We start from the raw sequence: 23,056 nt of genomic DNA, 5'->3' as shown, positions 1-23,056 counted from the left end.
GGCGCTGCCGCGCTGCTTCGGCCTGGACGATGTGGCGCGCGGCGGCCGGATGTGGGGGCTGGCGGCGCAGATCTACGCGCTGCGCCGGCCGGGCGACGGTGGCATCGGCGACAGCCGCGGCATCGCAGAGCTCGCCCGGGCGGCCGGGCGGGCGGGCGCGGATGCGCTGGCGCTGAGCCCGACCCACGCTTTGTTCACGGCGGAGCCCGGGCGCTTCGGCCCCTACTCCCCCTCCAGCCGCCTGTTCCTGAACCCGCTGCTGGCCGATCCCGCCGCGCTGTTCGGCCAGAGCCGCGTCGCCGCCGCGATCCGCAGCGCGGGTGTGGCCGAGGCCATGCGGCGCTGCGAGGACGCGGAACTGATCGACTGGCCCGAGGCGGCGAAGACCAAGCTGGCGCTGTTCCGCACCCTGTTCGACGGCTTCGACGCCGCTTCCGGCGGCGGCCTGGCGGAGGATTTCGCCGGCTTCGTCCGGGCCGGCGGCGACCTGCTGCAGGACCATGCCCGGTTCGAGGCGCTGCAGGCCGCCCGCTTGGCCGCCGATCCGTCCGACCGCGATTGGCGGCGCTGGCCGGCGGAGCTGCGCGACCCCGGAGGGCCGGCGGTGGCGGCGTTCGCCGCCGAACATGACCGCGAGATCCGCTTCCACCTGTTCCTGCAATGGCTGGCCGACCGCGCATTCGCCGCGGCACAGCACGAGGTTCGATCGGCCGGGCTGCGCATCGGGTTGATTGCCGACCTGGCCGTCGGCATGGACGCCACCGGCAGCCATGCCTGGAGCCGCCCGAGGGACGTGCTGGGCGGCGCCAGCATCGGGTCGCCGCCCGACGCCTTCAACGCCGACGGCCAGAACTGGACCCTGGCCGCCATTTCGCCGCGGGCGATGGTGGAGACCGGATTCACGCCGTTCCTGGACACGCTGCGGGCGACGCTGCGCCATGCCGGCGGCATCCGCATCGACCATGTCATGGGGCTGGCCCGGCTGTGGCTGGTGCCGGACGGCATGGCCCCGACCGAGGGCGCCTACCTGACCTATCCGGTGGAGGACCTGCTGCGGCTGGTGGCGTTGGAATCGCACCGCCACCGCGCCGTGGTGATCGGCGAGGATCTGGGCACCCTGCCCTGGGGCTTCGCCGACATGCTGGCCGGGCACGGCCTCGCCGGCATGCGGGTGCTGCTGTTTGAGCGCGAAGGCGACGGCTTCAAGCCGGCCGAGCATTGGGATGCCGGCGCGGTGGCGATGAGCTCGACTCACGACCTGCCGCCGGTGGCCGGCTGGTGGCGCGGCACCGACATCGCGGCGCGGGCGAAGCTCGGGCAATACGCCGATGATGGCGCTGCTGAGCGGGCGCAGCGCGATGCCGATCGGAGCCGTATGTGGCAAGCCATCGGTGGCGGGCCAGTGCCGGAGGAACCGGCGCCGGTGGTCGACGCCGCCCTGCGCTTCGTCGCCCGCGCCCCATCCCGGCTGGCACTGGTGCCGCTGGAGGATGCGCTGGGGCTGGAGCAGCAGCCGAACCTGCCCGGCACCATCGACGAGTATCCGAACTGGCGCCGCCGGCTGGAGCGGCCGGCGGGCGAGGCGCTGGCCGAGCCGGCCGTCGCCGCCCGCCTCGCCGCGATCCGCCGGGAGCGGCAGCGCTGACGGTCAGGCCATCCGGTCGCTGTGCCGGCCTTCGGCGAACTCCTCGATCATCTTGGCGTTGAAGGCCGGGATGTCGTCCGGCGAGCGGCTGGTCACCAGCCCCTCATCCACCACCACCTCGCGGTCGTACACCCTGGCGCCGGCATTCTCGAGATCGACTTGGATCGCCTTGAAGCCGGTCATCTCGCAGCCCTCGACCACGCCGGCGCTGATCAGCAGCTGCGGCCCGTGGCAGATCGCGGCCACCGGCTTGCCGGCCTCGAAGAAGCTGCGGACGAAGCCGAGCGCCCGCGCGCTCTGGCGCAGCTCGTCCGGGCTGTGGACACCGCCCGGGATCAGCAGGCCGTCATAGCCGTCCGGCTCGGCGCGATCGAGCGGGACATCGACCGGGAAGCTGTCGCCCTTGTCGAGGTGCTTGTGCCCGGTCACCTGGCCGGAGGCCGGGCTGACGATCTCGACCGTCGCGCCGGCCTGCTTCAGGGCCTTGACCGGCTCGGTCATCTCCACCTGCTCGAAGCCGTCGGCCACGAGCACGGCGATCCTGCGTCCGTCGAGACGTTCGGTCATGCCATTCTCCATCCTGAGGGGACGGCCGCGGATGTGTCGGCCGTCTTCCCGGGCAATGGCCGGCGACGGCGGGCGGTTCCTATGAGGCCGCCACCTCGATCAGGGTCGGCTTGCTGTCCTCGAAGGCGGCGGCCAGGCGCTGCGGCAGGTGGCGCGGATCGTCGACAGCGGCATAGCCGCAGCCGTAGGTCGCGGCCATGGCGTCGAAGGCCGGCGGGTCGATGTCGACGCCCAGCCGTTCGATCCCCGCCTTGTCCATGCCATAGGCGATCTGGCCCAGGCCGCGGTTGTTCCAGACCACCACCGGCAGGCCGAGACCGAGATCTGCGGCGGTGCCCAGCTCCTGGCAGGTGAAGCCGAGGCCGTAGTCGCCGGCCAGCGCCACCACCTGCGCCTCCGGCCGCGCCAGCTTGGCCCCGACCGCCGCCGGCAGGCCGTAGCCCAGCGTGCCGAAGCCGACCGGGTGCAGCCATCCGCGCGGCTGCCGCGCCGGGAACACGACATTGCCGGTATAGGCGATCTGAGTCATGTCGGTGACCACCACCGCATCGTCCGGCAGCGCGTCGCGCAGCTTGGCCAGGAAGGCCAGATGGCCGGGCTTGTCGCCGAACTCCGCCATGTCGGCCGCCTGCCGCACCGGCGCCAGGTCGCCGGCCCAGACGGGGCGGCCGCGCAGGTCGGACAGGGCGTCCGCCAGCCCCTGCAGCGCCTGCGCCGCATCACAGAGCAGCGGCACCGCCGGCCGGTAGTCGCGCACCAGCACGTCGGCGTCGAGGTCGACGCGGATCAGCGCGGGCGGCAGGCGCAACGGCGACCAGCGGTCGTTCAGCGCCAGTTCGGTGCCGACGGCGAGTACGACATCGGCCTCGCCGATCAGGCGTTGGCCCTCTTCCGTGCCGATGCGGGAGCCGATTGAATGCGGGCCGTCATCGGGCACGATGCCCTTGCCGGCGATCGAGCAGGCGACGACCGCGCCCAGGCTCTCGGCCAGGCGCCGGGCGGCGGCCGAAGCGCCGACCGCGCCGCCGCCGAGCAGGATCATCGGCCGCTTCGCCCCGCGCAGCAGGTCGGCCGCCTGCGCCAGCGCCGCCGGGTTCGGCGCCGGCAGCGGCAGCGGCGGCAGCGCGCCGGGATCCTCCGGCGCCTCGGCGGTGGCGATGTCCAGCGGCAGCTCGATATAGACCGGGCGCGGCCGGCCCAGAGTCATCCGCGCCAGGCTGAGATCGGCGGCGGCGCGGGTCTGGGACGGGTCGACCACGGTGAGGGCGGAGGCGACCAGCCCCTCCATTGCCAGGCGCTGGTTGCGCATCTCGTGCAGCTCGCCTCGGCCAAGGCCGAGGTCGCGGCGGGCGTTGACGGTGGACAGCACCACCATCGGCACGCTGTCGGAATAGGCTTGGCCGATGCCGGTGGCGGCGTTGAGCAGGCCGGGGCCGGTGATCAGCACGCAGATCGCCGGCCGGCCGCTGGCCCGGGCATGGCCGTCGGCCATGAAGGCGGCCCCCTGCTCGTGCCGCACGGCGACATGGCGCAGCCCGTTGCGGCCGAGGGCGCGGTACAGCTCGAGCGTGTGCACGCCGGGAATGCCGAAGGCGGTGTCCACGCCGCTACGGGTGAAGGCGTCGATGATCGCCTGGGCGCAGTTATCCGCCATGAAGCCTCTCCGGTTCCGATTCGTTGCCGGAGAGACTGCCGCGCCGCCGGGCCGATGACCACCCCTGGAACCGCCGGGGCAGGGCTTCCTCGCCCCGGCTCTGGATCAGGCGGTGGCCTCGACCAGCCGGCCGGTGACCGGGCGCTGGCCGCGGCCGATCGCCAGCACCATAAAGGCGGCGCCGACGCAGATCACCCCGGCGATCAGGAAGGCCAGCAGATAGCCATCCATGGCGGTGCGGATCACGCCGGCGCCGAAGGCGGCGGTGGCGGCGCCGACCTGGTGCGACGCGGCGATCCAGCCGAACACCACCGGCGCGTCATCCTTGCCGAAGGCGTCGTTGGTCAGCTTCAGCGTCGGCGGCACGGTGGCGATCCAGTCCAGGCCGTAGAACACGGCGAAGACCGACAGGCCATAGAAGGAGAAGCCGGAGAAGGGCAGGTAGATCAGCGACAGGCCGCGCAGCCCGTAATACCAGAACAGCAGCCAGCGGCTGGAATAGCGGTCGGACAGCCAGCCCGAGGCGGTGGTGCCGATCAGGTCGAAGATGCCCATGGCGGCCAGGAGGGCGGCGCCGGTGGTGGCCGGGATGCCCTGGTCGATGCAGGCGGAGATCAGGTGGGTGCCGATCAGCCCGTTGGTGGTCAGGCCGCAGACGAAGAAGCTGCCGGCCAGCAGCCAGAAATCACGCTTCTTGCTGGCACGGCCGAGGATGCGGAAGGCGGTGAGGATCGGGTTGCCGGTGGCCGCGGCCGGGGCGGCGCCCGGCGCCTCGCCCAGCCGCGACAGGCCGACATCCTGCGGCCGTTCGGGCAGCAGCAGGAACACCACCGGGATCATCGCGGCAACGACGATGGCCACCACCCAGGCCACCGGCTTCCAGCCGAAATTCTCGGCGACCTCGGCCAGGATCGGCAGGAACACGAGCGACCCGGTGGCCGTGCTGGCGGTCAGAAGGCCCATGACCAGGCCGCGCCGCTCCTGGAACCAGCGGTTGACGATGGTGGCGCCGAACACCATCGCGGCGATGCCGCTGCCGAAACCGACCAGCAGGCCCCAGGTCAGCACCAGCTGCCACTCCTGGGTGATCAGGGTGGAGCTTGAGACAGCCGCGGCCAGCAGCGCCAGGGCGAAGATGATCACCGGCCGGATGCCGAAGCGCTGCATCGCCGCCGCGGCGAAGGGACCCATCAGCCCGTACAGGAAGATGTTGACGCCGATGGCGAAGGAGATGGTGTCGCGGCTCCAGCCGAAGGACTGCTCCAGCGGCACGATCAGCACGCTGGGCGTGGCCCGGACGCCGGCAGCGGCGAGCAGCACGAAGAACGCGACCGCGGCCGCGATCCAACCGAAATGGAAGCGGCCCGACACCAGGCGCGCGACAAGGGCGGTCATCGACGGGTCCCCTACAACTTCCGGCTGATGGCCGTCGCGACTGGACAACGGCTGCGATCCGGCCCAAATGTAACCGATCGGTTCGTCGGCTGCCAAGACGTACGAACCGATCGGTTACATGTCAAGCCTGGAGATGGGATGATGGCGGAGACGAGGACGGCCCGTGAGGCCGCGACGGCGGGGGAGACCCCGGCGCCGAAGCGGGCGCGCGACCGGATCTTCGAGGCCGCCGACGAGCTGTTCTACCGCCAGGGCATCCGCGCGGTCGGGGTCGACGCCATCGCCAAGGAGGCGGGTGTGGCGAAGATCAGCCTGTACCGCGCCTTCCCGTCGAAGGACGACCTGATCGTCGCCTATCTCGACGACCGCAACGCCGATTACTGGCAGCGCTGGGATCGTGCCTTCGCCAAGCACGAGGGGGATCCGCGGGCGCAGCTGCGGGCGATGATGGAATACCTGGCCGACCGCACCACCGCGCCGGACTATCGCGGCTGCCCCTTCACCAACGACGCGGTCGAGTTCCCGGAGCCGAACCATCCCGGCCGCCGGGTGGCCGAGGCGAACAAGCGCGAGCTGCGCCGCCGCATGCTGCTGCTGGCCGAGGCGCTGGGCGCGCCCGACCCGAAGACGCTGGCCGACGGGCTGGTGCTGCTGGTCGAGGGGGCCTATGCGATCTGCCAGACCCTGCGCGGCCGCGACGGCCCCGGCCACGCCATCGTCTGGGCCGCCGAGGCGCTGGTCGAGGCGCAGCTGGGGCGGGGCGGGGCCACGCCGGGCCGTTCATAAGAGTCTTTCCCCCTCTCCCGGTAACAATCCTGATCTCTCCGCGAAGGACAGGGCGGGCCGGCGAACATCCGTCCGGCCCGGTCGCAATCAGCGTGGGGAGAGAAGGATGAGCTTCCGTGACGCGATCGACAGCGTGGGGGCCGGGCCGGTGGTGACCCGGGTCCCGGATCCGCCGCCGCTCCCGCAGCAGAAGATCGATCTGTGGGGAGAGATCCTCAAGCGGCTGACGGGCGGCGAGCCCGAGCCGTCCAAGGCCGTGGGCGAGGAGATCAAGCCGGGCCTGGCCCCGCGCGAAGAGGTGCATCCGGATGAGGAGTTGCAGCGCATCTCCTAGGCAGGCTTGGGGAGGCCGGGGCCTGGAAGTTCCGGCCTCTCAGAACATCTCCCGTGGATCGAACACCAGGATGAAGCTGTCGTTCGGCCAGCCGCCGCGCGGGGTCGGCCAGGGCTGGCACAGAGGGTTCAGGACCGCACGGCGGGCGGCGACCGCCGATTGCGGATTGCCGCCGTCATCGACGACGGTGACCGCGTCAGGGGACACGGTGCCGTCCGGGTTCACCCGGGACACGCGAAGCGTCACCTTCGACATGGCCTGGCCTTGAGGGCTGACATTCCAGCACTGCTTGACCTTGTCCCTGACCGCGCCCTCTTCCCCTCGGCTCACCCTGCTGTCGGCCTGGGGCCCGGCCGGGACAGCGGCCGGTTTGGGCTGGCAGCCACCGGCCAGAAGGGCAGCGGCCATGAATACGAATAGACGACGCCTCACGACGGCGGCCTCCCCCCAGGACATCCGGCCCGAAGCATAGGGTCCAGCCGCCTCGATCGTCGAGGGCCCCTACCGCCGCTCCAACCCCAGCCGCTTCAGCTCCGCGTCCCGCCGCGGTGCGTCGGAGGCGAGGAAGAATTCGTCCAGCTGCGGCGGCGCCACCCGGGTGGCGGACAGCATGGCGTGCGCCTGGCCGCGATGGTGGATCTGGTGCTGGAACAGATGCGACAGGATGGCGGCGACCGTCTCGCGATAGGCGATGCCGTCGCGCCGGTCGATCGCCACCACCCGGTCCAGCCCGGCCTCGTCGAGTCCGTCGCAGAAGCGCACCAGCTCGCGGTCGGTCTCGGCCTGGGCCGCGGCTAGGTCGACCGCGTCGGGATAAGGGATCGGGTCGGCGCCATGCGCCCGGCCGGGGCCCTTGAGGTCGGCCAGATAGGCGCGGTCGACCACCAGGATATGGTTCAGGGTCCGCCGCAGCGACGGGAAGAAGCCGGTGCGCGGCGCCGCAAACTCCTCCGGCGACAGCCGCAGGCAGGCGGCGTGCAGCCGGGCATTGGCCCAGGCGTTGTTGCGGGCCATCAGGCGGAACTGCTCCGCCAGCGACGTCGCCATGCGCTCCTCCCGATCGCTTCTGGGGACAGTCGACCTGTCCTGCCTCCCCGGATCAAGGGATAACTGGTACGATTGGTCGCATCGTCCAGCCCGCTCCGCCCCGATCCGCCGACAATCCGCCGCAGCGCAGCGTCCCGAGCGATGCCATAGGCTGTTCTCCCGGCAGCAACCAAGCGGGCCGGAGCGGCATGATCAGGCGCGATCCCTATAGCTGGCGGCAGGACCCGGCGGTGCCGCCCTTCCCCGACGACCGGCCGGTGATCGTGTTCGACGGTCATTGCGTCCTGTGCTCCGGCTGGGCCCGGTTCATCGCTAGGCACGACACGGCGAAACGGTTCCGGCTGCTGCCGGCGCAATCCCCGACCGGCCGCGCGCTGTATGTCCATTTCGGCCTCGACCCCGAGGATTACGAGACCAACATCCTGTTGGCCGACGGCGTCGCCTGGCTTAAATCGGAAAGCGTGATCCGCACCGCGCTGCGGCTGGGCTTCCCCTGGTCGCTGGCCGCGGTGCTGCTGGTGCTGCCCTTCGGCTGGCGCGAGCGGCTGTACGGTCTGCTGGCCCGCAACCGCTTCCGCCTGTTCGGCCGCCGCGACAGCTGCATGCTGCCGGTGCCGGGGCAGGAGGACCGCTTCCTGACATGACCGACGGCCGGCTGCGAATCCTGATCCTGGGCGGCTACGGCACCTTCGGCGGTCGGCTGGCTCTGCTGCTGGCCCAGGAGCCGCGGCTGACCATGCTGATCGCCGGCCGGTCGCAGGCGAAGGCGGAGGCGTTCTGCCGGACGCTCGATGGGCAGGCCGAGGCGGTGCCGCTGGCCTTCGACCGCGACGCCGCCGACGCCGCACGGATCGCCGCCACTGAAGCCGACATCGTGGTCGATGCCACCGGCCCGTTCCAGGCCTATGGCGACGCGCCCTATCGCGTGGTCGAGGCCTGCATCGCCGCCGGCGCCGATTATCTCGACCTGGCCGACGGCGCCGATTTCGTCGCCGGCATCGGCCGCTTCGACGAGGTCGCCCGGACCCGCAGCGTCGCGGTGCTGGCCGGAGTCAGCAGCTTCCCGGTGCTGACCGCGGCGGTGGTGCGGCACCTCGCCCGGGGCCTCACCCAAATCGACAGCATCGAGGGCGGCATCGCCCCCTCGCCCTATGCCGGGGTCGGGCTGAACGTGATCCGCGCCATCGCCTCCTATGCCGGGCGGGAGGTGCGGCTGACGCGCGGCGGCGGCCCCTCCACCGGTCGGGCGCTGGTCGAGACCCGGCGCTGGACCATCGCGCCGCCGGGCCGGCTGCCGCTGCGCCGCACCCGCTTCTCGCTGGTCGACGTGCCGGACCTGCGGCTGCTACCGGCGCTGTGGCCGGGGCTGTGTGAAATCTGGATCGGCGCCGGCCCGTTTCCGGCGGTGCTGCATCGCGGCCTCAACATTCTGGCCCGGCTGGTGCGGATCGGCGTGGTCCCCCTTGATTGTCATTGCCGGGCTTGACCCGGCAATCCAGGGGCCACCCGGAGCGGCATCGACATTTCCTGGATCCGCGGGTCAAGCCCGGGGATGACAGATCAGGAGGTGCCGGCGGGAAACACCTTCCGCCTCACGTCACCGCGTGGCGCCGCTGGAATTCCGGGGCCTCGAACGCCTTACTAGTGAGGACGTCCTCGACCGCCGCCACCGCATCGAACACATCGGCATAGCCGAGATAGAGCGGGGTCAGGCCGAAGCGCATCACGTCCGGCGCGCGGAAGTCACCGATCACGCCACGGGCGATCAGCGCCTGCATCACCGCATAGCCCTGGTCGTGGCCGATCGAGACATGGCTGCCGCGCCGGGCGCCGTCGCGCGGGCTCTCCAGCCGGCAGCCGAGCCGCTCCAGCCGCTCGTCGAACAGCGCGATCAGCAGGTCGCCCATCGCCCGCGCCTTGGCCTCGACCGCCGCCATCGTGACGCCGTCATAGGCGTCCAGCGCCGCCTCATAGCCCGCCATCGACAGCATCGGCGGGGTCGAGCACAGCATCTGGCGGATGCCCTCGGCCCGGGCGAATTCCTCGGTGAAGGCGAAGGGCTCGGCATGGCCGAACCAGCCGGTCAGCGGCTGATCGACCGCCGCCAGGTGGCGCTCGGCGACGAAGAGATGGCCCGGCGCTCCTGGTCCGCCATTGAGGAACTTGTAGCCGCAGCCGACGGCGAAATCGGCCCCGGCCCGGTTCAGTTGGACGTCGACCGCGCCGCTGGAATGTGCCAGGTCCCACAGGATCAGCGCGCTCTTGGCATGGGCTGCCGCGGTCACCGCCGCCATGTTCTGGCGCTCGGCGCTCTTGAAATTCACCTCGGACAGGGTGGCGACGGCGGTGTCGCCGTCGATCGCCGCCGCCACATCGCCGGCCGGGACGCGGCGGACGCTGCAGCCCATCAGCCGGGCGACGCTGTCGACGATATAGAGGTCGGAGGGGAAGTTCCCGGCCTCGGCCACGATCACGGTGCGGTCGGGCCGCATCCGGCAGGCGGCGACCAGCAGCTTGAACAGGTTGATCGAGATCGCGTCGGTGACCGTGACCTCATGCGCCGCGGCGCCGATCAGCCGCGCCGTCCTCGCCCCGGCGCGCTGTGGCGAGGCGTACCAGCCGGCGCTGTTCCAGGAGCGGATCAGACCCTGCCCCCACTCCTCCGCCACCGTCGCCCCGACCCGCCCGGCCACGCCGCGCGGCAGGGCGCCGAGCGAGTTGCCGTCCAGATACAGCACGCCCTCCGGCAGGGTGAAGCGGTCGCGGCAATCGCGCAGCGGGTCGTCCCGGTCGAGGGCTTCGCACTGGGCGCGGCCGATAGTCATCGGCTCTGCGCCAGCCGCAGCACGGCATCGAAGACCGGGGTGCCGTGGTGGCCGATCTGCTCGACCACGTCGAAATGGTGCTTGCCCGGCACCGATATCGCGGGGCGGGCCAGGCCCGGCCAGGCGGTCGCCATCAGCGCGGACTGGCGGTGGAATTCGGATGTCTCGGCACCGCCGAACAGAAGCTCCAAGGGTGCGCCCGGCGCCGGCTGCGGCGCCTCATGCAGGCTCCAGTCCCTGGCGTGGCCGGGCGTCAGCCGGATCTGCTGGTTCATGCTGGTGTTGATGAGCGGGCGCAAGTCGAACACACCCGAGATCGACAGGCCGCCGGCCAGGGGCGCCGCCGGCAGGCCGAAGGCCGGCCAGCCCGTCGCCAGCATCGCGGCCGTCAGATAGCCGCCGGCGGAATGGCCGCCGACGATCAGGCAGCGCCGCTCCGCCTCGCCCAGCAGGGTCGTCCAGGCGAAGGCGATGGCCTGGCGGCAGCTGTCGGTGATGCCGGCGATCGTGGTCTCGGGACAAAGGGGATAGTTCAGCACCAGGGTGGTGAAGCCGGCCGGGACCAGGGCCGCCGCAGCCCAGGACACGTCGTCCTTGGAGCGCGCGCGCCAGTAGCCGCCATGGATGAAGACGACGGCGCCACGCGGCCGATCGGCCCGGAACAGGTCCAGGACCTCGCGCGGGCTCCGTCCATAGGCGATGTCCGCCTGATGCGGCAGCCGCGCCCGCGTGGCCGCGGCGGTATCGACCCATCGGCCCATCACGGCGGCCATGTCCGGGGGCACGGCCCCCGTGCTGTATTCCCGCTCGCACCAGTCCGGGTCGTCGTAGCGGAGGGTGGTCATCCCCGTCACTCCGGCAGCACGGCGGTGGCCTCGATCTCGACCAGGGCCTCGCGCTCCACCAGCTCGACCACCCGCATCACCGCCATGGCCGGGTAATGCGCGCCCATCACCTCGCGGTAGGCGCGGCCCAGCGGCTTCAGGTTCTCGCGATAGGCCCCCATGTCGGTGACGTACCAGGTCAGCCGGGCGATGTGCTGCGGCCCGCCCCCGGCCGCGGCCAGCACCGCCAGGATGTTGCGCAGCGCCTGGGCGATCTGGCCGACCATGCCCTCGGCGAATCGGCCCTCCACATCCCAGCCGATCTGGCCGCCGACGAAGACCACCCGGCCGCGCCCCATCATGCCGTTGGCATAGCCCTTCGGCGCCGGCCAGCCTTCCGGCTGCAGCGTCACCAGGCCGCCTTCGGCCGGCTGATCGATCATCGTCACGTCGCGCATCTCCGCTGATAGGACTCTACCGCATCCCGGATGTCCGCCGGGATCGGGACCGATGCCGTCTCGCTGATATCCGTGGTCACCAGCACCAGCCGGCCGATCAGGACCGGCTCGCCGTCGCGATGGCCGTGGAAGGCCAGGGCGATCGAGCTGCGGCCGACCCGCTCGACCAGCACGGTCAGGCCCAGCACATCGCTCAGCCGCGCCGGCTGCAGATAGTCGCATTCGGCCCGGACATAGCCGAGGCCGACCCGGCGGCGCTGGATGATGTCGGCATAGTCGAGGCCGAGCTCGGTCGCGAACCATTCCTCCACCGCCCCCTGCATCATGGTGAAGTAGCGGGCGAAGAAGACGATGCCGGCGGTGTCGCAATGCTCGAACCGGATCGGCTGCAGCGCGGTGAAGGCGGCGGCCGGCAGCTCGGCGATGGGCAGCGGCGCGGGGCGGTTGTCGTTCATGAGGCCTTAGCCGTGGTTCCGGGCGCCGGAGCTTCGGTCGCCATGCGGCGCAGTTGGAAGCGCTGCAGCTTGCCGGTCTCGGTGCGCGGCAGCCGCTCCAGGAACTCGACCGCGCGCGGGTATTTGTAGGGCGCGATCTCGGCCTTCACATGGTCCTGCAGCGCCTTGCGCGTCGCCGCGTCGGGCGCATGGCCGGGCTTCAGCACGACATAGGCCTTCACGATCTGGCCGCGGTCGGGGTCCGGCACGCCGACGACGCCGCATTCCTGCACCGCCGGATGGGTCAGCAGCGCGTTCTCCACCTCCGGCCCGGCGATGTTGTAGCCGGCGGACACGATCATGTCGTCCGACCGCGCCTGGTACCAGAAATAGCCGTCGGCATCGCGGCGATAGGTGTCGCCGGTCAGGTTCCAGCCATTCCGAACATAGGCGCGCTGGCGGTCGTCGGCCAGGTAGCGGCAGCCGGTCGGGCCGCGCACCGCGAGGCGCCCGGCCTCGCCCGCCGGCAGCTCGTTGAAGTCGTCGTCGACGATCTTCGCCTCATAGCCCGGCACCACCGTGCCGGTCGCCCCCGGGCGCACCGCGCCGGGGCTGGAGGCGATGAAGATGTGCAGCATCTCGGTGGCGCCGATGCCCTCGGTGATCTCGATGCCGGTGGCGTCGCGCCAGGCCTCGTAGGTGGCAGCCGGCAGCGCCTCGCCGGCCGAGACGCAGCGGCGCAGGCTGGACAGGTCACGCCCCGGCTTCTGCGCCAGCATGGCGCGATAGGCGGTGGGGGCGGTGAAGCAGATGGTCGGGCGGAAGCGCTCGATCCCGTCCAGCAGCTCCGCCGGCGACGCCCGCTCCAGCAGCACGGTGGAGGCGCCGGCCCGCATCGGGAACAGCACCAGCCCGCCGAGCCCGAAGGTGAAGGCCAAAGGCGGGCTGCCGATGAAACGATCGGACTCGTTCGGCCGCAGCACCTGGCGGGAATAGGCGTCGCAGATCGCCAGCAGGTCGCGGTGGTTGTGCATCGTGCCCTTCGGCACCCCGGTGGTGCCGGAGGTGAAGCCGATCAGGCAGATATCCTCCGCCGCCGTGTCGACAGGTTCGAAGCCGGCCGGCACGGCGGCCATGCGGGTCTCGAGGTCGGCCGGGGTGCCGCCGCCGAAGCTCAGGATGTGCTGCAGCACTGGCGCCTGGGCCCGCGCCGTCTCCAGATCCGGCAGCAGGCGGGCGTCGCAGATGGCAAGGCGCACCCGGGCCTTCTCGATCATGAAGGCCAGCTCCTTGGCGCGCAGCAGCGGCATGGTGGCGACCACCACCGCCCCGGCCTTCAACGCCGCCAGGTAGCTGGCGACCATCATCGGGTTGTTGGCCGAGCGCAGGAGGATGCGATCGCCCGGCACCAGCCCGGCGTCCCTGACGAGGACCTGGGCGATCCGGTCGACCCGGTCGAGCAGCTCGGCATAGCTCCATTCGACGCCCGGCGCGATCAGGCAGGGCCGGTCGCCGTGGCCCTCGACGACATGCCGGTCCAACAGCTCGAGGACGCAGTTCAGCCGCGCCGGATACTGCAGCGCCGGCAGGGTGAAGCGGAACTCCGGCCACAGCTCCCGCGGCGGCAGGTTATTGCCGGCGAAGCTGTCGACATGCGCGCTCTTCGTCTCCATCTCGCCTCTCCCGTCCGTTTTCTTATTGGCTTTTGTTGTCATGCCCGGGCTTGACCCGGGCATCCAGAAGCTGTCGAGACCCTCTGGATTGCCGGGTCAAGCCCGGCAATGACAGGTTGGGATGACCAACGGTTCGAGCCATGACGGTCACTCCGCCTCCGCCAGCAGCTGGCGGGCGATGACGATCTTCTGGACCTCGGTGGCGCCCTCATAGATGCGCAGCGCCCGGATCTCGCGATACAGTTCCTCGACCTTGACGCCGCGGGTGACGCCGAGGCCGCCGAACAGCTGCACCGCCCGGTCAATCACGCGCTGCGCCGCCTCGGTGGCGTGCATCTTGGCCATCGCCGCCTCGCGCGTGACCCGCACGGCGCCCCGGTCCTTGGCCCAGGCGGCGCGGTAGATCAGCAGCGCGCTGGCGTCGATCTCGGTCGCCATCTCGGCCAGGGCCGCCTGGCTGAGCTGCAGGTCGCCCAGCGACCCGCCGAACATTTTCCGTCCGCGGGCGCGGCCCAGCGCCTCGTCCAGCGCCCGGCGGGCGAAGCCCAGCGCCGCGGCGCCGACGGTGGAGCGGAACACGTCCAGCGTCGCCATCGCCACCTTGAACCCCTCCCCCGCCCCGCCGATGCGGTCGGCGAGCGGCACCCGGCAGCCCTCGAAGCGCAGCGTCGCCAGCGGATGCGGCGCGATCACCTCGATCCGCTCCGCCACCGTCAGCCCTGGCGTATCGGCCGGCACCAGGAAGGCGGACAGGCCGCGGGCACCCGGCGCCTCGCCGGTGCGGGCGAAGACGACATAATGGTCGGCGATGCCGCCATTGGAGATGAAGGTCTTCTCGCCGTCGATCCGCACCGCGTCAGGCCCGTCCGACACCGCCATGGTGCCGGTGGCGGCGACGTCGGACCCGGCCTCGGGTTCAGACAAGGCGAAGGCGGCGATGGCGCGGCCGTCGCGAACTGGCGGCAGCACCCGGTCTTTCAGCGAATCCGACCCGAACAGGGTGACCGGGCCGGTCCCCAGCCCCTGCATGGCGAAGGCGAAATCGGCCAGCCCCTCGTGTCGGGCCAGGGTCTCGCGGATCAGGCACAGGCTGCGCACATCCAGCCGATCGGACGCGCCGCCATAGCTGGCCGGCACCGCATGGCGCAGCCAGCCGGCCTGGCCCAGCGCCGCCACCAGCCGGCGGCAGGAGCCGTCGACATCGTGATGGTCGACCAGCCCGGGCAGCGTGGCGCCGGCCCAGGCGTCGAGCTCCGCCGCCAAAGCGCGGTGGCGGTTCTCGAAGAACGGCCAGTCGAGGAAGCTGCGGTCGGGCATCAGTTCCCCTCGAAGACCGGCCGAGACTTGGCGGCGAAGGCCTCATAGGCGCGGCGGAAGTCGCGGGTCTGCATGCACACCGCCTGGGCCTGGGCCTCGGCCTCGATCGCCTGGTCGACGCCCATGTCCCATTCCTGGTGCAGCATCCGCTTGGTCATGGCGTGGGCGAAGGTCGGGCCGTCGGCCAGCGAGCGGGCCAGCGCCGTCGCCTGCTCCAGCAGCGCCTCGGGCTCGACCAGCCGGTTCAGGAAGCCCCAGCGCTCGGCCTCCGCCCCGTCCATGCTGCGGCCGGTGAACAGCAGCTCCGACGCCCTTCCCTGGCCGATGATGCGGGGCAGGATCGCGCAGGCGCCCATGTCGCAGCCGGCTAGGCCGACCCGGGTGAACAGGAAGGCGGTGCGGCTGCGCGCGGTGCCCAGGCGCAGGTCGGACGCCATGGCCAGGATCGCCCCGGCCCCGGCGCAGACGCCATCCACCGCCGCCACGATCGGCTGCGGGCAGGCGCGCATCGCCTTGACCAGGTCGCCGGTCATGCGGGTGAACTCCAGCAGCCCGGCCATGTCGCGGTCCAGCAGCGGGCCGATGATCTCGAACACGTCGCCGCCGGAACAGAAATTGCCGCCGGCTCCGGTCACCACCACCGTCTTGATCCCGGCATCCGCCGCCAGCGCCCGGAAGATCGCCACCAGCTCGGCATAGCTGTCGAAGGTCAGCGGGTTCTTCCGCTCCGGCCGGTTCAGGGTGATCGTGGCCACCTTGCCGTCGACCGACCACAAGGCGTGCTGCGCCTGATAGGCGGAGAGCGGAGGAGTGACGGTGATGGCTGTCATCGCGGCCTCAGGCGCCAGAGAACCCAAAAACCATCGTCATTCCCGCGAAAGCGGGGATCTCCCGCCGGTCCGGCCGGTGACGACGACATCGAGATTCCCGCTTTCGCGGGAATGACGAAGAAGAGAATGGCTCAGAGCCCACATGTCCGGCCTCACATCACTTCGCCGCCGGCGACCGGCAGCGCGATGCCGTTGACGCTCGCCGCCTCCGACCCAGCCAGCCAGGCGACGGCGGCCGCCACCTCCTCCGGCCGGATCAGGCGGCCCTGCGGGTTGCCGCGGATCAGCTCGGCCTGGATCTCGTCCGGGCTGCGGCCGGTCTTGCCCTCGATCCGGGCGACGGCGCCCTGCACCAGCTCGGTGTCGGTGTAGCCGGGGCAGACAGCGTTGACGGTGACGCCTTTGGTGGCGAATTCGCGGGCCAGCGCCCGGGTCAGCCCGATCACGCCGTGCTTGGCGGCGCAATAGGCGGCGACATAGGGGAAGCCGGTCAGCCCGGCGATGCTGGCGATGCTGACCACCCTGCCCCAGCCGCGCTCGGCCATGCCGGGCAGCACCAGCCTCGTGGCCTCGTAGACCGCGCCGAGATTGAGGCCGATCATCCGGTCCCACAGTGCCCGGTCGGTGCGGGCGAAGGGCGCGCTTTCCGCCGCCCCGGCATTGTTGACCAGGATGTCGACGGGGCCGTGATCGGCGGCCAGCCGGCCGATCGCGGCCTCCAGCTGCTCCGGCTTGGTGACGTCGGCCACGGCGTATGCCGCGGCCTTGCCGGCGGCCACGGTTTCGGCCAGGCGGGATTCGGTGCGGCCCAGCACGGTCACCGCCGCGCCGCGCGCCGTCAGAGCCGCCGCGACCGCCGCCCCGATACCGCTGCCGCCGCCGGTGACCAGGGCGTGGCGCCCTTTCAGGGATGAAGCTGCCGTCATACCGACCTCCCAGGAGATACTTTAAGCTTGAAACATCTCGTCAGCAAGGACCGTCGGGAGCCCTTTCAGAATCCAACACCGTCATTGCGAGCGCAGCGAAGCAATCCAGGGGCCGGTGCGCACCGGCCCCTGAATTGCTTCGTCGGCTTCGCCTCCTCGCAATGACGGTAAGGAGCAAATGCCGCTACCCCTCCCCCGGCTCCACCAGCCCGAGCTGCTGCAGCAACCGGCCAAGGTAGCCGCGGAGATCCTCCGCCGTCGGCGGCGCCGGGTCGATCAACAGGCGGTGCAGCATGGCGCCGCCCATCATGTCCTGCAGCATGGCGGTGTCGGCCCCGGCCGGCAGCTCGCCGCGTGCCTTCGCCTGCTCCAGCATCACGCTGAAGGCCTCGCGCCGCGGCCGCAGATAGGTCTCCCAATAGATCGCCATCAGCCGCGGATGGCTCTGCACCGAGCCGATCAGCCTGGCCAGCAGCTTGCGGTTGTCGTCGCTTGCCATCAGCTCCGCGCCCTGCTCCATCATCCGGCGCAGCGTCAGCCCCAATGGCAGTGCGGCGAAGTCGCGGAAATCGGTGACACCCATGTCGCGCTCGGCATTCTCGCGCACCCGGCCCATCGCCTGGGCCAGCAGTTCCTCCTTCGACGACCAGCGGCGGTAGATGGTGGTCTTGCCGACCCCGGCCCGTTTGGCGATGCGTTCGATGCTCGCGCCCTCGACGCCATGGTCCAGGAACAGCGCCAGCGCCGCCTTCAGGATCGCCTCCTCCGCCGCCTGGCTGCGCGGCCGCCCCGGCGCCCGCTTTCCCCCGGTTTCCGCCGTCGTCACATCCAGCCCTCCGCTCCTGCTGCCGAATTATATATCGAAACGATACTGTTTCGTATATATATTCTCATCGACTCGCCGCTTTCGGAGCCGCAGTTGAAGATCGTCCGCATCCTCTCCGTCGTGCTGGTGCTCGCGCTGATCGCCGGCGCCGCCTTCTGGCTGTTCGGCCGCCCGGCCGCGGTGGCGACCGTGGCACCCCGGCGCGGCGAGGCGGCGCAGATCGTCTACGCCACCGGCGTGATCGAGCCGCGCGTCTGGGCCAAGGTGACGCCGCTGGTGCGGGAGCGGGTCGTGTCGATCTGCGACTGCGAGGGCGAGGCGGTCGAGCCCGGCGCCGAGCTGGCCCGGCTAGACAGCCGCGAGGCCGAGGCGACCTTGGCCGAGCTGAAGGCGCGGCAGAAGCTGGCGGCGGCCGAGCATGACCGGCAGATGGTCCTGGTCGGCCGCAACGTCGCCAGCGCCCAGGCGCTGGACCAGGCGCGCAGCGAGCTGTCGCGGCTGGACGCGATGATCGCCGGCCAGACCGCGACCTTGGAGAACTACGTCCTGCGCGCGCCGATGCGCGGCCTGGTGCTGCGCAAGGATGGCGAGGTCGGCGAGATCATCGACCCCGGCACCGTCATCTTCTGGGTCGGCGAGCCGAAGCCGCTCTGGGTCGTCGCCGACGTCAATGAGGAGGACATCCCCCAGGTCGCGGTCGGGCAGAAGGCGCTGCTGCGCGCCGACGCCTTTCCCGGCCAGGCGCTGCCGGCCACGGTCGACATCATCACCCCGAAGGGCGACCCGGTGGCCAAGACCTACCGCGTGCGCCTGGCCCTGCCGGACGACACGCCCGTCCGCATCGGCATGACGGTCGACGTCAACATCGTCAACCGCACCGTGCCCGACGCCCTGCTGGTGCCGGCCGAGGCGGTGAACGGCGATGCCGTCTTCACGGTCGACGGCGACGGCCGGGCCCGGCGCCGGACCATCGCGGCCGGCATCCGCGGCGTCCGCGATGTCGAGGTGCAATCCGGCCTGGCCGAGGGCGACCGGGTGATCACCCCGTTCCCCGAGGCGCTGGCCGACGGTGCCCGGGTGGCGCCGGAGGGAGGCTGAGCCATGCGGCTGCTGCTCGACCTCGCCGTCACCCACATCATCGGCCGCGGCCGGCAGACCTTGGTCGCGATCCTGGGCACCGCCCTCGGAGTCGGCTTCTCGATCGCCATGGCGGCGCTGATGCAGGGCGGCGAGGACGATTTCGTCGCCCAGTTGATCGACACCATGCCGCATGTCCAGATCACCGACGAGCGCCGCACCGCGGCGCGCCAGCCGGCCGAGGACGCATTCGACGCGGTCGCGATCGCCGGCCTGCGGCCCCGCGATGACCGGCGCGGCATCCTGAACCCGACCGCGGCGGTGGCGGCGCTGAGCGGCTGGATTCCCGGCAAGATGTCCAAGAGCCTGAAGACCCAGGGTGTGGTCCGCTATGCCGGGCAGGACATCGGCATCAGCATCTTCGGCGTCGAGCCGCGGCAGGAGGCGCGCGTCTCCTCCATCGCCCAGGATTTCCGCCAGGGCAGCTTCGATTCGCTGATCGCCGGCGGCAACAACATCGTGGTCGGGGACAGCCTGGCCAAGCGGCTGGGCGCCGATCTCGGCACCACCGTCACCCTGATCTCCGCCACCGGCCAGACCCGCGCGGTCAAGATCGTCGGCCTGTTCCACACCGGCGTCACCGCCCGCGACGAGGGCGAAGGCTATGTCCTCCTGAAGATCGCGCAGATCCTGAGCGAGCGGCCGAACGCCATCAACGAGATCCGGCTGAAGCTGGACGACGCGAACGCCGCGCCGGCGGTGGCGAAACGGGCCGAGGCGCTGATCGGCTACAAGGCCGTGGCCTGGCAGGAAGCGAACGAGTCGCTGCTGCAGGCCTTCGTCATCCGCAACATCATCATGTACACGGTGGTCGGCGCCATCCTGCTGGTGGCCGGATTCGGCATCTTCAACATCGTCTCGACCATCACCCATGAGAAGGCGCGCGACATCGCCATCCTGAAGTCGCTCGGCTTCGAGGCACGGGACATGCGCCGGCTGTTCCTGCTGGAGGGGCTGACGCTGGGCCTCGCCGGATCGCTGGCCGGCTGGCTGCTGGGCTTCGCCTTGTGCCTGGCGCTGTCCAGCATCGAGCTGCACATATCCGGCGGCACAGTGGGGCGCGAGATCACCAAGCTGCCGCTGACCTGGAGCCCCTGGCACTACCTGATCGCCGCCGGCTTCGCCTTGGTGGCAGCCGGCATCGCCGGTTACCTGCCGGCGCGCCAGGCGGCGAAGCTGAACCCGGTCGAGATCATCCGGGGGGCGACATGAGCGCCCTGATCGAGGCGAAGGGCCTGACCCGGGTGCTGCCGGAGACGGTGCCGGTGACCCTGGTCAAGGACGTGTCGCTGGCGATCGGCGAGCGTGAGCTGGTGGCCGTGACCGGCCCTTCCGGCTCCGGAAAGTCGTCGCTGCTCTATCTGCTCGGCCTGCTCGACCGGCAGACAGACGGGGAGCTGCAGATCACCGGGAAGAACGCATCGGCGCTCGGCGAGCGGGATCGGGCCCGGCTGCGGCTGGACTCGATCGGCTTCGTCTTCCAGTTCCATTTCCTGCTGCCGGAGTTCACGGCGCGGGAGAATGTCGAGATCCCGATGCGGAAGCTCGGCCGCCTCGGCGCCCGGCAGATGCGGGAGCGGGCGGACGCGCTGCTCGACGCCCTCGGCCTCGCGGATCATCGCGGCAAGCGGCCGGACCAGCTGTCCGGCGGCCAGCGCCAGCGCGTGGCAGTGGCGCGGGCCCTGGCCAACGACCCGCCCCTGCTGCTGGCCGACGAGCCGACCGGCAGCCTGGATTCCCACAGCTCGGAGCAGGTCTTCGCCATCCTCTCGGCCCTGGTGCGAGAGCGCGGCAAGACCGTGATCGCGGTCACCCATGATGTCGAGTTGGCGGCGCGGATGGACCGCCGGATCCATCTGGTCGACGGGGTCGTGACCAGCGACGAGCGGAACGGCGGGTGACAGGGGCCCGGGCGCCTCAGCCCGCCTTCGGCGCCTTCTTGGGTCGGCCGGCCGTGTTCAGGGCCACGGCGGCGCGGATCAGGGCCGTCAGCGCCGCTTCGTCGATCGCCTCGCCCTCGCGGATGTCGATGGCGCGGCGGGTGTTGCCGTCGAGGCTGGAGTTGAACAGGCCCTTCGGGTCCGGCAGCGCCGCGCCCTTGGCGAAGGTCAGCTTCACCGCCGCCTTGTAGGTCTCGCCGGTGCAGAGGATGCCGGCATGCGACCACACCGGGACGCCGCGCCACTTCCACTCCTCGACCACCTCCGGGTCGGCCTGCCTGATCAGGGCCCGGACCCGGGCCAGCGTCTCGCCCCGCCAGTCGCCCAACTCCTCGATCCGCCCGTCGATCAGGCGGGAGGCGGAGTCCGCCCCCTCCGCCGCAGCGCCCTTGGTCATCGGCATCGTCGCCCGTCCGTCGCTCGAATATCGCCCGACGCCGGCCTCCATCACGCGTCCCGCCGCGACTGGATCATCTTCCACCCATTCCCCGACGGATCACGGAAGCTGGCGTCGACGGCACCATAGCGCTCGATCGGCTCCTGCGTGAACTCCACGCCGCGGGCGCGCATCCGGTCATGGGCGGCGCGGCAGTCATCGACATCCAGCACCAAGGGCGGCATGGCGCCTTTCGCCACCGCCTCGCGCAGGGTCTGCGCGGTGGCCGCGTCGACCATCGGCGCTTGCGGCGTGAACAGGCCGAGTTGGAAGGATGGCTGGTCCGGATGCTGCACCGTGAGCCAGCGATAATCGCCGTTCCGCACATCGGTGTGCACGCGGAAGCCGAGCTTCCCGACATAGAATTCAAGGGCCTCGTCCTGATCGCGGACATACAGGCCGACCACCCCGACACCCTGGCTCATGGGACCTCCGTTTGCTGGGATGCGGGCACCCTATCGTCGGCCTCCTGCCGCCGCTTCTCCGAAACTGCGATTGTGAGGTCGGGCCGGTGGGCGGCGCTGAGGAAGCAGGGCGGCACCCGGTCGAGCCGGTGCAGCACCGCCTTCTCACGCGCCCGCAGCTCGCCCGGGCTCTCGCCGGTGACGTCGCGGAAGGTACGGCCGAAGGTGCCCAGGCTGTTCCAGCCGGTCTCGAACGCGATCTCGGTGACCGGCAGGTCGGTGTCGCGCAGCAGCGCCTTGGCCCGCTCGATCCGCCGCGTCAGCAGATAGCGGTGCGGCGGAACGCCGAACGCCTCCTTGAACGACCGGGCGAAATGCGCCTCGGAGACGCCGCTGACCCGCGCCAGCCGCGGCACCGGCCAGTCCTCATGCGAGGCGGCGTCCATCCGGTCCTTGGCGCGCAGCAGGCGGCGCAGCAGCGCCGGGTCCTGGCCCCGGCTTCCGGCCCCGCTCACATCCGCTCGCCGGGCAGCCGGCTGGCCTGCTGCACCCAGTCGACGAGCTGGGCCTCGTCCAATGCGTCGCCTTCATGGATGTGGACGTAGCGCACGCGCGGCTGCTTCGACTCCACCGGCGGCGGGGGCTGCAGCGAGGCACCGTTGAAGAAGGCCAGCTTGATGTATTTGGCGAAGCAGTGGATGCCGAGGAACCAGGTCTGCTCCTCCATCCCGTAGAGCGGCGAGTTCCACTTCACCGCCTTGCGCACGCCGGGGACGGTGCGTTCGACCAGCGCGTCGAGGCGGCGCCCGACGTCGCTCTTCCAGCCCGGCATGGCCGCGATATAGGCCTGCACCGGGGCATCGCCGTGGCCCTTCGCGATCTGCGGGTTGCCGCCCGACAGCAGGACAGGCTCTCTGGCCTGCCGGTTGGCGCCGGTCTCTGTCGCGGCTGTCTTTCTGCCGGCCATCGCGCTCCCCTCGCTGATCGACGAACAGACCACCGAGAATATGGAAATTCCCGGTGATGTCGACCGCCGGGCATCCGGCCGTTCCGGCCCGCCGCACGACGCTGCATCGAATCACCCCCGGCTTCGGCTATGGTCGCGGCCATGCCGCCGATCATCACCGTCTCGAACCTCTCGAAGACCTATGCCTCGGGCTTCCAGGCGCTTAAGAGCGTCGACCTGGAGATCCGGCGCGGCGAGATCTTCGCCCTGCTCGGCCCCAACGGCGCCGGCAAGACCACGCTGATCAACATCGTCTGCGGCATCGTCCGTGCCAGCGGCGGGTCGGTCACCGTGGACGGCCACGACATCGGGTCCGACTACCGCGCCGCCCGGTCGCGCATCGGGCTGGTGCCGCAGGAGCTGACGACCGACACCTTCACCACCGTCCAGGCCACCTGCGCCTTCAGCCGCGGCCTGTTCGGCAAGCCGGCCAACCCGGCCCATATCGAGCGGGTGCTGCGCGACCTGTCGCTGTGGGAGAAGAAGGACAGCAAGATCATGACGCTGTCCGGCGGGATGAAGCGCCGGGTGCTGATCGCCAAGGCGCTGGCGCATGAGCCGCAGATCCTGTTCCTGGACGAGCCGACGGCCG

27 protein-coding genes are annotated in these 23,056 nt (G+C 71.1%); 9 read left to right on the top strand and 18 right to left on the bottom strand.

From position 1 onward, the window contains the following. A partial coding sequence (gene malQ / locus ABDW35_RS08815) for a 4-alpha-glucanotransferase (protein ID WP_343713483.1) occupies nt 1-1,645 on the top strand: 1,645 nt, incomplete at its 5' end. Nucleotides 1,646-1,648: 3 nt separating this feature from the next. Here the strand turns inward: malQ and ABDW35_RS08810 are convergent. The 3 genes from ABDW35_RS08810 to ABDW35_RS08800 all read right to left on the bottom strand — a co-directional run bounded on the left by ABDW35_RS08810 (nt 1,649) and on the right by ABDW35_RS08800 (nt 5,261). After that, nucleotides 1,649-2,212, bottom strand: a complete 564-nt coding sequence (locus ABDW35_RS08810; protein WP_343713482.1) for a type 1 glutamine amidotransferase domain-containing protein — start codon at nt 2,210-2,212, stop codon at nt 1,649-1,651. A 79-nt stretch (nt 2,213-2,291) separates the two neighbouring features. Further along, a complete protein-coding gene (locus ABDW35_RS08805) occupies nt 2,292-3,866 on the bottom strand; it encodes a 5-guanidino-2-oxopentanoate decarboxylase (protein WP_343713481.1) in 1,575 nt (524 codons plus the stop codon). Between the two features lie 105 nt (nt 3,867-3,971). Continuing rightward, nucleotides 3,972-5,261 (bottom strand): MFS transporter, encoded by a 1,290-nt coding sequence (locus tag ABDW35_RS08800; protein ID WP_343713480.1) that lies wholly within the window; start codon nt 5,259-5,261, stop codon nt 3,972-3,974. Between the two features lie 141 nt (nt 5,262-5,402). Here ABDW35_RS08800 and ABDW35_RS08795 point away from each other — a divergent pair, with 141 nt between their 5' ends. Then, nucleotides 5,403-6,047: a TetR/AcrR family transcriptional regulator gene (locus tag ABDW35_RS08795; protein WP_343713479.1), complete on the top strand. Its 645-nt coding sequence runs from the start codon at nt 5,403-5,405 to the stop codon at nt 6,045-6,047. Between the two features lie 106 nt (nt 6,048-6,153). Then, on the top strand, nt 6,154-6,381 hold the full coding sequence (locus ABDW35_RS08790; protein WP_343713478.1) for a hypothetical protein: 228 nt from the start codon (nt 6,154-6,156) through the stop codon (nt 6,379-6,381). Nucleotides 6,382-6,420: 39 nt separating this feature from the next. On the opposite strand, the gene ABDW35_RS08785 is transcribed toward ABDW35_RS08790, so the two are convergent. Beyond that, nucleotides 6,421-6,636 carry a hypothetical protein gene (locus tag ABDW35_RS08785; protein WP_343713477.1) on the bottom strand — a complete coding sequence of 72 codons (216 nt, stop codon included), beginning with the start codon at nt 6,634-6,636 and terminating at the stop codon, nt 6,421-6,423. Nucleotides 6,637-6,882: 246 nt separating this feature from the next. After that, nucleotides 6,883-7,428 (bottom strand): DinB family protein, encoded by a 546-nt coding sequence (locus ABDW35_RS08780; RefSeq protein WP_343713476.1) that lies wholly within the window; start codon nt 7,426-7,428, stop codon nt 6,883-6,885. Nucleotides 7,429-7,616: 188 nt separating this feature from the next. Between ABDW35_RS08780 and ABDW35_RS08775 the strand changes: the two genes are divergently transcribed. Then, on the top strand, nt 7,617-8,072 hold the full coding sequence (locus ABDW35_RS08775; protein ID WP_343713475.1) for a DCC1-like thiol-disulfide oxidoreductase family protein: 456 nt from the start codon (nt 7,617-7,619) through the stop codon (nt 8,070-8,072). Beyond that, nucleotides 8,069-8,914 carry a saccharopine dehydrogenase NADP-binding domain-containing protein gene (locus tag ABDW35_RS08770; RefSeq protein WP_343713474.1) on the top strand — a complete coding sequence of 282 codons (846 nt, stop codon included), beginning with the start codon at nt 8,069-8,071 and terminating at the stop codon, nt 8,912-8,914. Before ABDW35_RS08775 ends, ABDW35_RS08770 begins: the two co-directional genes overlap by 4 nt. A 106-nt stretch (nt 8,915-9,020) precedes the next feature. Here ABDW35_RS08770 and kynU read toward each other — a convergent pair whose 3' ends face one another. The 9 genes from kynU to ABDW35_RS08725 all read right to left on the bottom strand — a co-directional run bounded on the left by kynU (nt 9,021) and on the right by ABDW35_RS08725 (nt 17,541). Beyond that, a complete protein-coding gene (gene kynU / locus ABDW35_RS08765) occupies nt 9,021-10,253 on the bottom strand; it encodes a kynureninase (RefSeq protein ID WP_343713473.1) in 1,233 nt (410 codons plus the stop codon). Continuing rightward, on the bottom strand, nt 10,250-11,098 hold the full coding sequence (locus ABDW35_RS08760) for an alpha/beta hydrolase (protein ID WP_343713472.1): 849 nt from the start codon (nt 11,096-11,098) through the stop codon (nt 10,250-10,252). The genes kynU and ABDW35_RS08760 overlap by 4 nt, the downstream gene beginning before the upstream one ends. A gap of 5 nt (nt 11,099-11,103) precedes the next feature. Further along, complete coding sequence (locus ABDW35_RS08755; RefSeq protein WP_343713484.1) at nt 11,104-11,520, bottom strand: RidA family protein; 417 nt, start codon at nt 11,518-11,520, stop codon at nt 11,104-11,106. 2 nt (nt 11,521-11,522) lie between these two features. Then, nucleotides 11,523-11,990: a thioesterase family protein gene (locus tag ABDW35_RS08750; protein ID WP_343713471.1), complete on the bottom strand. Its 468-nt coding sequence runs from the start codon at nt 11,988-11,990 to the stop codon at nt 11,523-11,525. Beyond that, complete coding sequence (locus tag ABDW35_RS08745; protein ID WP_343713470.1) at nt 11,987-13,642, bottom strand: benzoate-CoA ligase family protein; 1,656 nt, start codon at nt 13,640-13,642, stop codon at nt 11,987-11,989. Before ABDW35_RS08745 ends, ABDW35_RS08750 begins: the two co-directional genes overlap by 4 nt. A 147-nt stretch (nt 13,643-13,789) precedes the next feature. Then, nucleotides 13,790-14,959 (bottom strand): acyl-CoA dehydrogenase family protein, encoded by a 1,170-nt coding sequence (locus ABDW35_RS08740; RefSeq protein WP_343713469.1) that lies wholly within the window; start codon nt 14,957-14,959, stop codon nt 13,790-13,792. Next, the gene (locus ABDW35_RS08735; protein ID WP_343713468.1) at nt 14,959-15,789 is read right to left on the bottom strand and encodes an enoyl-CoA hydratase family protein; all 831 of its coding nucleotides are present in this window, start codon (nt 15,787-15,789) and stop codon (nt 14,959-14,961) included. Before ABDW35_RS08735 ends, ABDW35_RS08740 begins: the two co-directional genes overlap by 1 nt. Nucleotides 15,790-15,941: 152 nt before the next feature. Continuing rightward, nucleotides 15,942-16,715, bottom strand: a complete 774-nt coding sequence (locus ABDW35_RS08730) for an SDR family NAD(P)-dependent oxidoreductase (protein WP_343713467.1) — start codon at nt 16,713-16,715, stop codon at nt 15,942-15,944. Nucleotides 16,716-16,899: 184 nt separating this feature from the next. Then, the gene (locus ABDW35_RS08725; protein ID WP_343713466.1) at nt 16,900-17,541 is read right to left on the bottom strand and encodes a TetR/AcrR family transcriptional regulator; all 642 of its coding nucleotides are present in this window, start codon (nt 17,539-17,541) and stop codon (nt 16,900-16,902) included. A gap of 93 nt (nt 17,542-17,634) precedes the next feature. On the opposite strand from ABDW35_RS08725, the gene ABDW35_RS08720 reads away from it, so the two are divergent. Genes ABDW35_RS08720 through ABDW35_RS08710 form a run of 3 tightly spaced genes read left to right on the top strand, consistent with a single transcriptional unit; the run spans nt 17,635 to nt 20,579 of the window. Next, nucleotides 17,635-18,639, top strand: a complete 1,005-nt coding sequence (locus ABDW35_RS08720) for an efflux RND transporter periplasmic adaptor subunit (protein ID WP_343713465.1) — start codon at nt 17,635-17,637, stop codon at nt 18,637-18,639. Nucleotides 18,640-18,642: 3 nt separating this feature from the next. Then, on the top strand, nt 18,643-19,890 hold the full coding sequence (locus tag ABDW35_RS08715; protein WP_343713464.1) for an ABC transporter permease: 1,248 nt from the start codon (nt 18,643-18,645) through the stop codon (nt 19,888-19,890). Next, nucleotides 19,887-20,579: an ABC transporter ATP-binding protein gene (locus ABDW35_RS08710; protein WP_343713463.1), complete on the top strand. Its 693-nt coding sequence runs from the start codon at nt 19,887-19,889 to the stop codon at nt 20,577-20,579. The genes ABDW35_RS08715 and ABDW35_RS08710 overlap by 4 nt, the downstream gene beginning before the upstream one ends. 16 nt (nt 20,580-20,595) lie before the next feature. Here the strand turns inward: ABDW35_RS08710 and ABDW35_RS08705 are convergent, their stop codons facing one another. From ABDW35_RS08705 to ABDW35_RS08690, 4 genes are read right to left on the bottom strand one after another with little or no spacing between them, the layout of a single operon-like run. Then, nucleotides 20,596-21,021, bottom strand: coding sequence for a DUF1801 domain-containing protein (locus ABDW35_RS08705; RefSeq protein WP_343713462.1), 426 nt, complete (start codon nt 21,019-21,021; stop codon nt 20,596-20,598). A gap of 44 nt (nt 21,022-21,065) precedes the next feature. Further along, on the bottom strand, nt 21,066-21,479 hold the full coding sequence (locus tag ABDW35_RS08700; protein ID WP_343713461.1) for a VOC family protein: 414 nt from the start codon (nt 21,477-21,479) through the stop codon (nt 21,066-21,068). Then, nucleotides 21,476-21,973, bottom strand: coding sequence for a helix-turn-helix transcriptional regulator (locus ABDW35_RS08695; RefSeq protein WP_343713460.1), 498 nt, complete (start codon nt 21,971-21,973; stop codon nt 21,476-21,478). The genes ABDW35_RS08700 and ABDW35_RS08695 overlap by 4 nt, the downstream gene beginning before the upstream one ends. Then, nucleotides 21,970-22,425 carry a DUF1801 domain-containing protein gene (locus tag ABDW35_RS08690; RefSeq protein WP_343713459.1) on the bottom strand — a complete coding sequence of 152 codons (456 nt, stop codon included), beginning with the start codon at nt 22,423-22,425 and terminating at the stop codon, nt 21,970-21,972. The genes ABDW35_RS08695 and ABDW35_RS08690 overlap by 4 nt, the downstream gene beginning before the upstream one ends. A 141-nt stretch (nt 22,426-22,566) precedes the next feature. Here ABDW35_RS08690 and ABDW35_RS08685 point away from each other — a divergent pair. Further along, on the top strand, nt 22,567-23,056 hold a 490-nt coding region (locus tag ABDW35_RS08685), incomplete at its 3' end, for an ABC transporter ATP-binding protein (RefSeq protein ID WP_343713458.1).

The organism is Inquilinus sp. (assembly GCF_039594555.1).
GTDB lineage: Bacteria > Pseudomonadota > Alphaproteobacteria > DSM-16000 > Inquilinaceae > Inquilinus.
This window is presented reverse-complemented; position numbering and strand designations above follow the sequence as displayed.

Bases quoted from the DNA above. Each gene is read 5' to 3' on its own strand.
- ABDW35_RS08810 (WP_343713482.1), bottom strand. From the start codon at position 2,212: ATGACCGAACGTCTCGACGGACGCAGGATCGCCGTGCTCGTGGCCGAC.
- ABDW35_RS08730 (WP_343713467.1), bottom strand. From the start codon at position 16,715: ATGACGGCAGCTTCATCCCTGAAAGGGCGCCACGCCCTGGTCACCGGC.
- ABDW35_RS08700 (WP_343713461.1), bottom strand. From the start codon at position 21,479: ATGAGCCAGGGTGTCGGGGTGGTCGGCCTGTATGTCCGCGATCAGGAC.
- kynU (WP_343713473.1), bottom strand. From the start codon at position 10,253: ATGACTATCGGCCGCGCCCAGTGCGAAGCCCTCGACCGGGACGACCCG.
- ABDW35_RS08805 (WP_343713481.1), bottom strand. From the start codon at position 3,866: ATGGCGGATAACTGCGCCCAGGCGATCATCGACGCCTTCACCCGTAGC.
- ABDW35_RS08760 (WP_343713472.1), bottom strand. From the start codon at position 11,098: ATGACCACCCTCCGCTACGACGACCCGGACTGGTGCGAGCGGGAATAC.
- ABDW35_RS08780 (WP_343713476.1), bottom strand. From the start codon at position 7,428: ATGGCGACGTCGCTGGCGGAGCAGTTCCGCCTGATGGCCCGCAACAAC.
- ABDW35_RS08755 (WP_343713484.1), bottom strand. From the start codon at position 11,520: ATGATCGATCAGCCGGCCGAAGGCGGCCTGGTGACGCTGCAGCCGGAA.
- ABDW35_RS08705 (WP_343713462.1), bottom strand. From the start codon at position 21,021: ATGCCGATGACCAAGGGCGCTGCGGCGGAGGGGGCGGACTCCGCCTCC.
- ABDW35_RS08795 (WP_343713479.1), top strand. From the start codon at position 5,403: ATGGCGGAGACGAGGACGGCCCGTGAGGCCGCGACGGCGGGGGAGACC.
- ABDW35_RS08775 (WP_343713475.1), top strand. From the start codon at position 7,617: ATGATCAGGCGCGATCCCTATAGCTGGCGGCAGGACCCGGCGGTGCCG.
- ABDW35_RS08800 (WP_343713480.1), bottom strand. From the start codon at position 5,261: ATGACCGCCCTTGTCGCGCGCCTGGTGTCGGGCCGCTTCCATTTCGGT.
- ABDW35_RS08750 (WP_343713471.1), bottom strand. From the start codon at position 11,990: ATGAACGACAACCGCCCCGCGCCGCTGCCCATCGCCGAGCTGCCGGCC.
- ABDW35_RS08770 (WP_343713474.1), top strand. From the start codon at position 8,069: ATGACCGACGGCCGGCTGCGAATCCTGATCCTGGGCGGCTACGGCACC.
- ABDW35_RS08715 (WP_343713464.1), top strand. From the start codon at position 18,643: ATGCGGCTGCTGCTCGACCTCGCCGTCACCCACATCATCGGCCGCGGC.
- ABDW35_RS08710 (WP_343713463.1), top strand. From the start codon at position 19,887: ATGAGCGCCCTGATCGAGGCGAAGGGCCTGACCCGGGTGCTGCCGGAG.
- ABDW35_RS08785 (WP_343713477.1), bottom strand. From the start codon at position 6,636: ATGTCGAAGGTGACGCTTCGCGTGTCCCGGGTGAACCCGGACGGCACC.
- ABDW35_RS08690 (WP_343713459.1), bottom strand. From the start codon at position 22,425: ATGGCCGGCAGAAAGACAGCCGCGACAGAGACCGGCGCCAACCGGCAG.
- ABDW35_RS08745 (WP_343713470.1), bottom strand. From the start codon at position 13,642: ATGGAGACGAAGAGCGCGCATGTCGACAGCTTCGCCGGCAATAACCTG.
- ABDW35_RS08740 (WP_343713469.1), bottom strand. From the start codon at position 14,959: ATGCCCGACCGCAGCTTCCTCGACTGGCCGTTCTTCGAGAACCGCCAC.
- ABDW35_RS08790 (WP_343713478.1), top strand. From the start codon at position 6,154: ATGAGCTTCCGTGACGCGATCGACAGCGTGGGGGCCGGGCCGGTGGTG.
- ABDW35_RS08735 (WP_343713468.1), bottom strand. From the start codon at position 15,789: ATGACAGCCATCACCGTCACTCCTCCGCTCTCCGCCTATCAGGCGCAG.